This window comes from Janthinobacterium sp. 64 (genome assembly GCF_002813325.1).
In the GTDB taxonomy this organism is placed as follows: Bacteria; Pseudomonadota; Gammaproteobacteria; order Burkholderiales; family Burkholderiaceae_D; genus Janthinobacterium.
Genome location: NZ_PHUG01000001.1, coordinates 524,851 through 537,413, shown reverse-complemented (window position 1 = coordinate 537,413; position 12,563 = coordinate 524,851). Strand labels below are relative to the sequence as shown.

The window sequence follows — 12,563 nt, the reverse complement described above, 5'->3', positions numbered from 1 at the left end:
CCCAACTCCTTTTATAAGTGATTTGTTTTCGCAAGGCTGCAAGAATCCCTCCCCGGTCCGAAGAGGGGCTCTTTTTAGTGAAATGATTGATTGCTTAGCGCTGCTTGACTGTCGCGCCTTCCGTGCCGGTCAGCACGGCGTTGGCCCAGTTGCCGCACACCTGGGCCGGGTGGGCGCCGCGCGCGCCCAGGGTGCGCAAACTGAGCTGGCTCAGGCCGCGCACGTCGATTTCGGGTTTGACCACCCCGGGAGCCGTGACCAGGCCGCTGTCATACAGCAGCCGCTCACCGCTCCAGACCTGGAATTGCAAGCCGCCCGCGCTGCGGCAGCTATCGTCCACGCCCAGGTCGGCGCGCAGCAGATTCCAGTTGCCGGCCAGCTGCAAGTCGATGCGGCTGGCCGGTCCCACGCCGAGGCCCTTGCGGAACCACAGCCCGTTCATGCGCATCTCGGCCGCCTTGCCGGCCGGCCGGTCGCGTCCGATATGCTTCGGCAGCGCCAGGTCCGACAGATAGCGCTGCACCTCCTCGCCTTCGGCCACGCGATGTTCGAGCACGCGGAAGGCGGACAGGGTGACGGGCGCCACGTCGGTGGCCAGCGCCGCGTCGTACGCACGCGCCACCGGCGCACCTTGCGCCGCCGTCACCATCGGATCCAGGGACGCGGCGCCATCGCCTTGCGGATTTTGCGTGCTCATGACGCGGAAGCGCAGCAAGCGCCCGGCCGTGGCGGGGAAGTTGATCGTCTGCGTGCCTTCCTGCAGTTTGAGGGTGCCGCGCGCCAGCGCCGCGCCCCACTCGCCGTTGTTGTCGCCGATGTAGATTTCGTAATCGCGCACCTGGCCGTGTTTCCAGTGCTGATCGTTGCGCGGCGCCAGTTCGATGCCGTCGATCAGCCGGCGCTCCGTAAAGCCGATCACCCATTCGTGCGGGCCGCTTTTCACGGACGGGCTGCGCACGGTGCGGAACCACGTCTCCGGCTTGCCATCAAAGGCGTTTTCCAGCGGATAGCCGTTTTCTTCGGCAGGACGCGCCACCACCTGCATGGCGTCGGCCGGCAAGGCGCGGCCCGGCGCGGGGGCGGCCGGGAAGTCGGCATCCGTGCGTGCCACGGCCAGCGCGCCGGCGACCTGCAAAGTCAAGGCCTGGCGGATATCCTGCGCCGCCACTTTCACGTGCAGGGTGCCCTGGCGGTCGGCTGCATCGAAGAACCAGCCCTCGCTTGCGCTGTCGTAGGCGGCGCGCTCGGCCGATGCCGTGATCAGCCGTTCGCCAGCCCGCACGGTGGCCGGAGCCTGGCCCGCCAGCATGCGCAGCGCATAGCCACGGCGCGCTTCCTGGCCCTGGTACTGGCCATCGACGGCGCCGATATCGACCTGCACGTCGCCGCCCGTCTGGCGCATGCGGATGACTTGCTGGCTGAAGGCGCCGCCCTGGTACTGGCGCGTGTTGCCATCGTCTTCATACAAGGTGTAGTGGGAATCGCCGTGCGGGTAGATATCGAGGGTCAGCTGGTCCTTCGGCTTCTGGCCGTCGTACAGCATTTCCGGATACATGGGCAGGATGGCGCCGGCGCGGACAAAAACCGGCAACTTGTCCAAGGTCACCTGCCTGTCCAGGTCGCGTCCCTTCGCGTCGGCCGTGGCCTGGCGGCCATCCCAGTAGTCGTACCACGTGCCTTGCGGCAGGTGGATGCCCTTGCGCCAGCCGCCGCTGACGGCCTGGCTGCGATAAACGGGCGCCACCAGCACGTCGCGGCCCAGCAGAAATTGATATTTATACGCTTCCGTATAGGCGGCCGGGTCTTGCGGGTAATCCCACATCAGGCCGCGCACCAGCGGCGCGCCAGATTGTTCCGCTTCGCGCACCAGCGTATACATATAGGGGGTGAGGCGCATCTTGAGCTTCAGATAGCGGCGGTTGATGTCGCGGTACGGCTCGTCGAACCACCACGGATGCTTGCGCTCGGCCGCGGCCCAGCCGGACATGCCCATCAGGACTGGCGTAAAGCTTTTCCACTGCAAGTCGCGCAGATAGGTTTCCGGACTGCCGCCGAAGATGGCATCCACGTCGCCCGATGCATACGCCTGGCCGGACAGGCCCGAGCCGATCAGGGTCGGGATGTGCCAGCGGATGTAATCCCAGCTGGCGCTCTGGTCGCCCGTCCACGCCACGGCGTAGCGCTGGATGCCGGCCCAGCCCATCACCGTCCACAAAAACGGCCGGCTGTCCGAGTTATTCAGGATGCCGTCGTAGGCCGACTTGTTCGCGTCCATGGCGAACTGGTAGCCCTTGCCCGTCCATGCCACGTCGAGCTTTTGCACGCGGCTGCCCGCCTGGCCCACTTCCCAGGCGATCTTGTCGACGCCGTTTTCCGTCCACAGGCCCGTGCGAAAGCCATAGCCGGCCAGGCCCTTCACCGTTTCCGGCAAATTCGCGTAGCCGCAGCCGTAGCCGTCGTTGGGCAATATCCAGCCGCCCGGCATGTCGTGTTCGCGGTACTGGCGCGCCACGGTCTCCACCACGTCCGGCGTCTTGCCCGTAGGACCATCGCTCCATCCCTTAGGCACGGAACCGGGCTTTTTCACGTTGTCGCCATCGTTGTAGCAATCGGCGTCGCCGTATTCCAGCGCCCAGCGGGGCAGCATGCGCGCGCGGCCCGTCAAGTCCGTGTAGCGGGCGACGACGTCGCGCAAGTCCTTGCCGACGAAGAAATACGCATCGAAGCGCCCTTCCGCATGCTGCAGCGAGATCTGCTGCGCATCGCGCAAATCGTAGTTCCCGTCGGACCAGGTATTGCGCAGCATGCCCCATCCCCGTGAACTCATGAGGAATGGCGCGGGATTCGGGCGGTCGCCCTCTTCCCAGCCGCCCGAATACGACACGGGCACCTGCTTGCCCTTGAATTCGAAGCGGCCATTCTGCTGGCCGCCACCAAAATAACGCTCGCCCGGCAGGCTCGATAGCACCTGCACGCCCTGCTTGTCGTCGAGCGACAGCGGCTGCACCTCGCGCCACAGCGGCGCCGCATCGCCCTTGCGGTACAAGGTAAAGCGCAGTGGTTTGCGGTCGATGCGCAGGCTCAGGGCTTCGGTAGTGATCAGGATATGGTCGGGCTGTTCATGGATCTGGTACGCCACCTGTGCGGCCGGCTGGCCCACGACGATGGGCGCGGCTTTGTCGCCTGGCCCCGTCAAGCCGCCCTTGCCGCCCGCCTGGATGCGCAGCACGTCCGCCTGCGGCAGGCTGATACGCAGCTGCATGCCCGTATCGCTGCGCAGATCCCAGCCCAGTGCCTCGCTCTTGTCCACGTCGGCCGCGTGCACGGCGGACAGCGACTGCAGATTGCCGACAGGCGCGGCCTGCGCGCCCGGCGCGGCCAGGGTGGCAAGGGCGGCCAGGACACAGGCGGCAAGGGCGCGGCGGGGAAGCGGGAGAGGTTTCATCTGGCGGCTTTCAGAAAATCGAAGTGATGGAAATACTTTAAGAAGAAAAATAAATATCGTCAATCAAAAGAAAGATAAAGCGACAATTTATTAATAAAATGCCCAGAATTGGCGCATTTTTCTTACGTTTCACCAAAAAGTCACAAAACATACTTTCGTTATCGTCGCATTTCAGCGACAGGCCGCAGCAGCACACGGTTTCATGCGGCACTGCAACACGATTGGATGGGGATAAAACGACATTATTTCGCAAGCCATCCAACTATTTACTTTCGTTTTACTTTCGTATTTGACTTTTCGAAATTTAGTATTTATGCTTTCTCCAACAAACACTTTACTGAGCTCTCATGACTACCCTTCTTCAGCGTGACATTCAAACCTGGCGCGACATCGGCGGCCTGCACACGGCCGAGGAAATCGCCCACCAGCCAGCCATCTGGCGCGCGCTGGCCGGCATCTTGCGCAATGAACAAGCAGCGCTGGCCGCCTTCCTGGGCGACGCGCTGTCCAATCCGCAACAACGCGTCATCCTGACGGGCGCCGGCAGCTCGGCCTATGTGGGCGAAATCGTCGCCGACACCTTGAATGCGGCCTGGCCCGCGCAAATCCGCGCCATCGCCACCACGACCTTGCTGACGCACCATGAGCTGTACCTGGAAGCGGACGCGCCCACCCTGCTGGTCTCGTTTGCCCGCAGCGGCGACAGCCCGGAAAGCCTGGCGGCCGTGGAACTGCTGCGCCAGGTCGTGCCCGGCGCGCGCTTTTTGAACATCACCTGCAATGCGGACGGCAAGCTGGCGCGCCAGGGCGCGAACGATGCCAACACCTACAACCTGCTGATGCCGGAAGGCAGCTGCGACCGCGGCTTCGCCATGACCAGCAGTTTCAGCAGCATGCTGCTGGCGGCCCTGTCGGTACTGGGCAAGGACACGGATCTGTCTCGCCTGGACACCCTGGCGCAGCTGGGTGAACAAGCCTTGCGCGACTGGTCGGCGCCCGTGGCGGACCTGGGTTCGACACCCGTGCAGCGCGTCGTGTACCTGGGCAGCGGCCCGCTGGAAGCGCTGGCCAAGGAAGCAGCCCTGAAAATCCTGGAATTGACGGGCGGCCGGGTGATGGCGATGGCCAATACCGCGCTGGGTTTCCGCCACGGCCCGAAATCGGCCGTCACCACGGAGTCCTTGGTGATCCTGCTGCGCAGCAGCAAGCCGCTGGCGCGCCAGTACGAGGACGACCTATTGAAAGAACTGCAGCGCGACAGCGTGGCGCAGACGTGTCTGACCGTCGGTATCGGCGGTGACCTCTCTGCCGATGCGCCGGCATGGCTCGACGCCTGGCTGGCCCCGCTGTGGCTGCTGATGGCGCAGCAATATGCGCTACACCAGTCCGCACTGCTGCAACTGCGCCCCGACAATCCATTCGCCGGCGGCATCGTCAACCGTGTCGTGCAGGGCGTCACCATCTATGGCCATGACCAATTCTAATCCCACCGCCGGCTACCACGGCATCGACATCGGCGGCAGCAAGATCGAGCTGGTCGCGTTTGCCGACCGCGATGGCGCGCTGGCGGAAGTGTTCCGCGAACGGGTGGCCACGCCCGGCGACGATTTCAACGCCTTCGTGCAAGCCATCGTCGACCTGGTGGCGCGCGGCGACGCGGCGCTGGGCACGACGGCGCCCGTCGGCATCGGCTTGCCCGGCGTGATCGACAGCGCCAGCGGCCGACAGCTCAGTTCCAACGTGCCCGCCCTGAACGGCCGCCTGGTGGCGCAAACGTTGCAGCAAGCCTTGCAGCGCCCTGTCGCCATCGGCAACGATTGCCAGTGCTTCGCCCTGTCGGAAGCGCAAGGCGGCGCGGCCGACAATGCCGCCAGCATGTTCGGCGCCATCCTCGGCACGGGCGCCGGCGGCGGCTATTGCGTGGGCGGCCAGCTGCTGCGCGGCTTTAACGGCGTGGCCGGCGAATGGGGCCACTGGAGCCTGCCCGCCACCCTGCTGGCGCAGCATGGCCTGGCCGGTTACGCCTGCCCGTGCGGCAAGGCGGGCTGCCTGGAGCGCTATGTCTCCGGCCCCGCCATGCGCAAACTCCACGCGCACTTTGGCGGCGACGGCGCCGAGCCGCTGGCGATCGTGGCGCGCGCCAACATCGGTGACGCCGTGGCCCAGCGCACGGTGGCCGTGCACCTCGACGTGCTGGGCCACGCGCTGGCCGGTCTGGTGCTGGCCTACGACCCGCACGTGATCGTGCTTGGCGGCGGCTTGTCCAAGCTGCCGCACCTGTACGACAAGCTGCCGGCCGCCGTGAAACGCCATCTATTCCCCGGCGTGCACGTGCCGCCGATACTGCCGCCCCGCTTTGGCGACGCCGGCGGCGCGCGCGGCGCGGCCCTTTTGATACGACAACATACCAAGGCGTCAACATGATGAAGCAAGTGGAAAACCCGACTTTTACCCTGTCCCCGATCCAGCAAGTGATCAAGGCGCACCGCCGCGGCGAGCGCGTGGGACTGTACGCCGTCTGCTGCAGCCATCCGAGCGTGCTGCGCGCCGCCATGCGCGTGGCCAGCGAATACGACACCGTGCTGCTGGTCGAGGCGACGTCGAACCAGGTCGACCAGTTCGGCGGCTACACGGGCATGACGCCGGCCGTTTTCCGCGACACCATGCTGGCACTGGCCCGCGAACAGGGTTTCCCGACCGAGCGCCTCGTGCTGGGCGGCGACCATCTGGGCCCGAACGCCTGGCAGCACCTCGATGCGGCCACCGCGATGGCCCACGCCGAAACCCTGATCGCCGCGTATGCGGCGGCCGGCTTCCATAAAATCCACCTCGATTGCAGCATGCGCTGCGCCGACGATCCCTTGCAGCTCGACGATGAAACCGTGGCGGCCCGTTCGGCGCGCCTGTGCATCGTGGCCGAGGAAGCGGCGGCTGCCGCCGGCTTCGCGCCGCCCGTCTACGTGATCGGCACGGAAGTGCCGATTCCCGGCGGCGAAGCGTCGCTGGCGCAGGCGGGCGCCGTCACCAGTCCGCAGGCCGCGCGCCGCACCCTCGACGTGCACCGCCGCGCGTTTCTGGAAAACGAGCTGCATGGCGCCTGGCGCCGGGTCATCGCCATGGTGGTGCAGCCTGGCGTCGATTTCGACCAGAGCAGCATCCAGCATTACGACGCCGATGCCGCCACCGAGCTGTCGGCCTTTGTCGCCGAGCAGCCTGGCCTCGTGTTCGAAGCCCATTCCACCGACTACCAGCGCGAGTCCGCCCTGCACGCCATGGTGCGCGACCATTTCGCCATCCTGAAAGTGGGTCCTGCCGCCACCTTCGCCCTGCGCGAAGCGCTGTTTGCCCTGTGCCAGATCGAGCAGGAACTGCTGCCGGCGCACGCCACCTCGCAACTGATGCAGGTGCTCGACGACGTGATGGTGGCCAAGCCGAAGCACTGGATCAAGCATTACCTGGGCACGCCGGACGAGCAGCGATTGATGCGCCGCTACGGCTTGAGCGACCGTTGCCGCTATTACTGGGGCGAGCCGGAAGTGGCGGCCGCCGTCGCCAAGCTGCTGGCCAACCTGGACACGGTCGCCATTCCGCTGCCGCTGCTGAGCCAGCATTTGCCGGAGCAGTACCTGGCCGTGGTGCAGGGCAGCCTGCCAGCGCAGGCGCCGGCCCTGATCGAGCACAAGATCGGCAGCTTGCTGGCGCAATATGCGCGTGCCTGCAACCGCAATGCGGCAGTCCCCACCATTGCCGAAGCGGCAATCTGTTAAGCTCGGTATTTTCACTTTTTACCGAGCCCGCCACCATGCGAAATACCAGCCAACGCCGTGAATCCATCCTCCACATGCTTACCCAGCAGGGCTCGGTGCAAGTGACCGATCTGGTGGAAAAGCTCGGCGTGTCCGCGGTCACCATCCGCAGCGACTTGAATGCGCTGGAAGCGCAAGGCATGGCCACGCGCAGCCACGGCGGCGCAACCCTGACGCGCACTCCCCCGCTTGAACACACGATACGCCAGAAGGATGCCATCAACCACGAGCAGAAGGAGCGCATCGGCGCGTATGCTGCGCGGCTGGTGGAACCGGGCGACAACATCATCATCGACTCGGGCACCACCACCATCTCGCTGGCGCGCCATTTGCGCGATGCGACGGGCGTGACGGTGGCCACGAATGGCCTGAACATCGCGTGGGAACTGGCCGACGCGCCCGGCGTGGACTTGATCCTCACGGGCGGCCTGCTGCGCAAGCAGTCGCTGTCGATCCAGGGCAGCCAGGCGGAAACCTGTTTGCAGGCGTACAGCTTCGACAAGCTGTTTCTGGGCGTGGACGGCTTCGACCTGCAGTTTGGCGTGACCACCCACCACGAAGCGGAAGCAAGCCTGAACCACAAGATGGTGGAACGGGCCAAGAAAATCATCGTCCTCACGGACGCCTCCAAGTTCGGCCGCGTCAGCCTGCACCGCATCGTGCAGCTGGACCGCGTCGATACCGTCATCACCGATGCCAGCATCAGCCAGGAGTACCGCGAAGGGCTGCAAAAGCTGGGCATCGAACTTTTTATAGCGGAATAACACATGCTGAGCGGCAGAATCCTTACCCCATCTGGCTGGATCACGGGCACCATCACCTTTGACCAGCGCATCGTCCAGATACAAGAAGACCCTGCCGCCGACAGCGCGCTGACCATCCTGCCCGGCTTCATCGACCTGCACGTGCATGGCGCGGCTGGCGTCGACATCATGGAAGGCGGCAACGCGGGCGCCACCGTGGCGCAGGTGCACGCGCGCCATGGCACCACAGCCCTGCTGGGCACCACCCTGACGGCGAAAGAGCCGTCGATCGTGCACGCCCTGCAAGGCCTGGCCGGCGTCATCGCCGAGCGCCCCGCCAACGGCGCGCGCATGCTGGGCGTGCACCTGGAAGGCCCTTTTTTGAATGTGCACCGCCTGGGCGCGCAGCCGCCCGACGTGGTGCAGGCCAGCCTGGCGCTGGTGCAGCGCTTTCACGCCATCGCGCCCATCAAGGTACTCACCATGGCGCCGGAAATCCCCGGCCACCTGGAACTGATCCCGCAACTGGCGGACATCGGCATCCGCGTGCAGATCGGCCACAGCGCCGGCACGTATGACGAAGGGGTGGCGGCCCTGAAGGCTGGCGTTTCCGGCTTTACCCACCTGTACAACGGCATGACGGGCATGACGCATTACGATCCGGGCATGGTGGGCGCGGCGCTGGCGCACGCCGAATACGCGGAAATCATCCCCGACCTGCAGCACGTGGCCAAGGGCGCCCTGCGCGCAGCCCTGCGCGCCATTCCGCGCCTGTACGGCGTGACGGACGCCACCTCGGCCACCGGCATGCCCGATGGCGAATACGGCCTGGGCACGCAGCGCGTCTACAAATGCCTGGGCTGCGTGCGCCTGGCCACGGGCTCGCTTGCCGGCAGCGTGCTGACCATGGACCAGGCCCTGCGCAATTTCGTCGACCTGGGCCTGGACCTGGCCGACGCCTCGAACCGCTTGTCGCTGTACCCGGCCGACTACCTGGGCGAGTCCGAACGGGGCCGATTGGCGCCGGGCGCCTGGGCCGATATCGTCGTCCTCGATCCCCAATTACAGCCAGTATCCGTCTTCGTCGAAGGCGCGGCCATCGATCTTTCCACCCGCTAGACCATCCCCCAACCTCAACCCCGTCCCGGAGTTACCATGCACGACACGTCACACAAGGCCCCCGTGTGGGCCATGCGCTACCTGCTATTTATTGCCGGCATGGGGGGATTGCTGTACGGCATAGACATCGGCATCATCGCCGGCGCCCTGCCCTACCTGGAATCAACGGCCTCGGTGGCCTGGAAACTGACGGCCCAGCAGCTGAGCTTTATCGTCGCCGCCGTGCTATTGGGTTCGGTCCTGTCGTCGCTGTTCGCCGGCGCCCTGGCCGATCTCGTCGGCCGGCGCTGGGTGATGTTCCTGGCCGGCGCCCTGTTCAGCGCCAGCATCCCGCTGATCGCCCTGGCCGACGGCTACACGCCGCTGCTGCTGGGCCGCCTGCTGCAAGGCATCAGCGGCGGCTTGATCGGCGTCGTCGTGCCCCTGTACTTGGCCGAATGTCTGCCCGCGCAACAGCGCGGACGGGGCGCCGCCCTGTTCCAGCTGCTGCTGACCATCGGCTTGGTGGCCGCCGCCCTGATCGGTCTGCTGCAGGCGCAGACGGTGGAAACGGCCACGCAGGCGGCGCAAGCGTTGCCGGAAGCGGACCGCATCGCCGCCATCTTCACGGCCAAGGACCATGCCTGGCGCAGCATCTTCTGGGTCTGTCTGACGCCGGGCCTGGTGTTTACCGTCGGTGCCCTGCTGCTGGCAGAATCGCCGCGCTGGCTGGCGCAACGGGGCCGCATCGAGCAGGCGCGCCAGTCGCTGCTGCGCACGCGTTTGCCCGCCGCCGCCGACATCGAGCTGCGCGAGATGCAGGATACGCCCGAAAACGCTGCCAAGGCCAGCGGCAAGGCGAAGGATCCGCTGCTGAGCCGCCGCTACGTGCTGCCCTTCCTGCTCGCGTGCCTGATCCTCGCCTGCACACAGGCGACGGGCATCAATTCCATCCTCGCCTATGTCGTCAATATCCTGAACCAGGCGGGCCTGTCGGGCGCCTCGGCCAACATGGCCGACGTGCTGCTGAAAGTGCTGAACGCCGTGATGACCGTGGTGGCCGTGCTGCTGGTGGACCGCAAGGGCCGCAAGTTCCTGCTGATGCTGGGCACGGGCGGCATCGTCGTCTCGCTACTGGCGGCCGGCTTGCTGTTCCGCGGCGCCGAAGCCCACCTGGCCGACGTGCGCCCCGCCATCGCCGCGCAAGTGCAAGCGGACGGCCTGCGCCTGCACCTCGATGCGGCCGCCTTGACGGCCCTGGGCGCGGCGGCCGACGGCACGCCGCAGCAGCTGACCATCGCCTACGCCTACGGCCCCTTCACGAACGTGAAAAGCCTGCGCAGCGACGATCCCGTGCTGCGCCAGGTGACGATCGCGCGCGACGACGCCGTGCAGCCTGACAGCGTGATCGGCGTGTTCTTCCGCAAGCTGCACCTGAACCCGTTCGCCGACCCGGCCGCCGGACGCGAGGCGCCGCTGCGCATCGAGAAGGCCAGCCTGGGCCCCGTGCCCTCGTCCACACACGGCTGGCTGGTGGCCATCGCCATCTGCGTGTTCGTTTCCAGCTTTGCCGTGGGACCGGGCGTGTGCGTGTGGCTGGCCCTGTCCGAGCTGATGCCGACGCGCATACGCTCGAACGGCATGAGCATTGCCCTGCTGGTGAACCAGTTCGTCTCGACGGTGATCGCCGCCATTTTCCTGCCGACCGTGGGTTTGCACGGCTATTCGACCCTGTTCTTCTTTGGCGCCGGCTGCACCGTGCTGTATTTCCTGGCGGCCGCGTTTCTGCTGCCCGAGACCAAGGGCAAGACGCTCGAAGAGATCGAAGCGCACTTTGCCAAGTAAGCCAGAGTAACCAACTGTAGCAGTCTCCTTTCCAGCCCCGGCCCACCATCCGGGGCTGTTTTTTTGCCTGTTGGACAAGTTGTCAGGGCTGGCGCGCACGCCACCGTACGGTTTTCCTTCTGGAATCACGGGCGCGTGGGCTAGAATCTGGCTGCGTCGTGCTACTCACGAGGCGGCAATGGCGCCATGACAAAAACCACCAGGAGACACAGTGAGCTTATTTAGAACCAAGAATTTGGATGACATGATCGCCCACAGCAAGAAACCGGGAGGTCTGGCCAAGGTGCTGGGACCGTTCGACCTTGTCCTCATGGGCATCGGCGCCATCGTCGGCACGGGCATTTTTGTGCTCACCGGCACGGGTGCGCTGACGGCCGGCCCCGCGCTGTCGCTGTCGTTCGTCGTGGCGGCCATCGCCTGCTGCTTCGCCGCCCTGTGCTATGCGGAATTCGCCTCCACCGTGCCGGTGGCCGGCTCCATCTACACCTACAGCTATGCCACCCTGGGCGAGCTGGCCGCCTGGATGATAGGCTGGGACTTGCTGCTCGAGTACGGCCTGGCCGCGGCCGCCGTCTCCGTCGGCTGGTCCGGCTACTTCCAGTCGCTGCTGTCGGGCTTTGGCATCGCCTTGCCCGTGGCCCTGACGGCGGCGCCGGGCGCGCTGCCCGGCGTGACGACTTTCATCAACCTGCCGGCCCTCGTCATCATGCTGCTGCTCACCGCCATGCTGGGCTGGGGCGTGCGCGAATCGGCGCGCCTGAACAACATCATGGTCGCCATCAAGGTGGGCGTGGTACTGCTGTTCATCATCTTCGGCGCGCGCCATGTGCAGCCCGCGAACTGGCAGCCCTACATGCCCTTCGGCTACCACGGCATGCTGAGCGCCGCCGCCCTCGTCTTCTTCGCCTTCATCGGCTTTGACGCCGTCACCTCGGCCGCCGAGGAAGTCAAGAAGCCGTCGCGCGACTTGCCTATTGGCATCATCGGATCCCTGGCCGTGTGCGCCGTGCTGTACGTGGTGGTCTCGGCCATCATGACGGGCATCGTACCGTACCAAAAATTCCTCGGCGTCGACCATCCCGTCTCGCTGGCCCTGCAATATGCGGGCGAAAACTGGATCGCCGGCTTCGTCGACCTGGGCGCCATCCTCGGCATGACCACCGTCATTTTGGTCATGGCTTTCGGCCAGACGCGCATCATCTTCGCCATGTCGCGCGACGGCTTGCTGCCCAAGCGCCTGTCGACCGTGCACCCGCGCTTCCACACGCCGTTCTTCGCCACCTGGCTGGTGGGCATCGTCTTCGGCCTGATCGCCGCGACGATACCGCTCAACATCCTCGCCGAGCTGATCAACATCGGCACCTTGGCCGCCTTCACCATGGTGTCGATTGCCGTGGTGGTGCTGCGCAAGAAGCGCCCGGATCTGCCGCGCGCCTTCCGCTGCCCCGGCGTGCCCTACGTGCCGGCGCTGGCCGTGATCCTGTGCGTGGGCCTGATGACCTTCCTCAGCTGGGTCACCTGGCTGGCCTTTAGCATCTGGCTGGTGATCGGCCTGGTCATCTACTTCGGCTACGCGCGCCGCCGTTCGCTGCTGCACCCGCAACAGTAATCCTCCCACTGCGCCAT

General features: G+C 65.8%; 8 protein-coding genes. 7 read left to right on the top strand and 1 reads right to left on the bottom strand.

Features of this window, described 5'->3' with window-relative positions:
* Positions 1 to 94: 94 nt before the first annotated feature.
* Positions 95 to 3,445 carry a TIM-barrel domain-containing protein gene (locus CLU91_RS02320; RefSeq protein ID WP_100872813.1) on the bottom strand — a complete coding sequence of 1,117 codons (3,351 nt, stop codon included), beginning with the start codon at positions 3,443 to 3,445 and terminating at the stop codon, positions 95 to 97.
* A gap of 347 nt (positions 3,446 to 3,792) precedes the next feature.
* On the opposite strand from CLU91_RS02320, the gene CLU91_RS02315 reads away from it, so the two are divergent.
* From CLU91_RS02315 to CLU91_RS02285, 7 genes are all read left to right on the top strand, one after another.
* Positions 3,793 to 4,929 (top strand): SIS domain-containing protein, encoded by a 1,137-nt coding sequence (locus CLU91_RS02315; protein ID WP_100872812.1) that lies wholly within the window; start codon positions 3,793 to 3,795, stop codon positions 4,927 to 4,929.
* Positions 4,916 to 5,869 carry an ROK family protein gene (locus CLU91_RS02310; protein ID WP_100876540.1) on the top strand — a complete coding sequence of 318 codons (954 nt, stop codon included), beginning with the start codon at positions 4,916 to 4,918 and terminating at the stop codon, positions 5,867 to 5,869. Before CLU91_RS02315 ends, CLU91_RS02310 begins: the two co-directional genes overlap by 14 nt.
* On the top strand, positions 5,869 to 7,212 hold the full coding sequence (locus CLU91_RS02305; protein ID WP_198521425.1) for a D-tagatose-bisphosphate aldolase, class II, non-catalytic subunit: 1,344 nt from the start codon (positions 5,869 to 5,871) through the stop codon (positions 7,210 to 7,212). The genes CLU91_RS02310 and CLU91_RS02305 overlap by 1 nt, the downstream gene beginning before the upstream one ends.
* A gap of 35 nt (positions 7,213 to 7,247) precedes the next feature.
* Complete coding sequence (locus CLU91_RS02300) at positions 7,248 to 8,015, top strand: DeoR family transcriptional regulator (RefSeq protein WP_096235221.1); 768 nt, start codon at positions 7,248 to 7,250, stop codon at positions 8,013 to 8,015.
* A gap of 3 nt (positions 8,016 to 8,018) precedes the next feature.
* Complete coding sequence (locus tag CLU91_RS02295; protein ID WP_100872811.1) at positions 8,019 to 9,113, top strand: N-acetylglucosamine-6-phosphate deacetylase; 1,095 nt, start codon at positions 8,019 to 8,021, stop codon at positions 9,111 to 9,113.
* Between the two features lie 36 nt (positions 9,114 to 9,149).
* A complete protein-coding gene (locus tag CLU91_RS02290) occupies positions 9,150 to 10,937 on the top strand; it encodes an MFS transporter (RefSeq protein ID WP_100872810.1) in 1,788 nt (595 codons plus the stop codon).
* 211 nt (positions 10,938 to 11,148) lie between these two features.
* The gene (locus tag CLU91_RS02285) at positions 11,149 to 12,546 is read left to right on the top strand and encodes an amino acid permease (RefSeq protein ID WP_100872809.1); all 1,398 of its coding nucleotides are present in this window, start codon (positions 11,149 to 11,151) and stop codon (positions 12,544 to 12,546) included.
* Positions 12,547 to 12,563 lie beyond the last annotated feature (17 nt).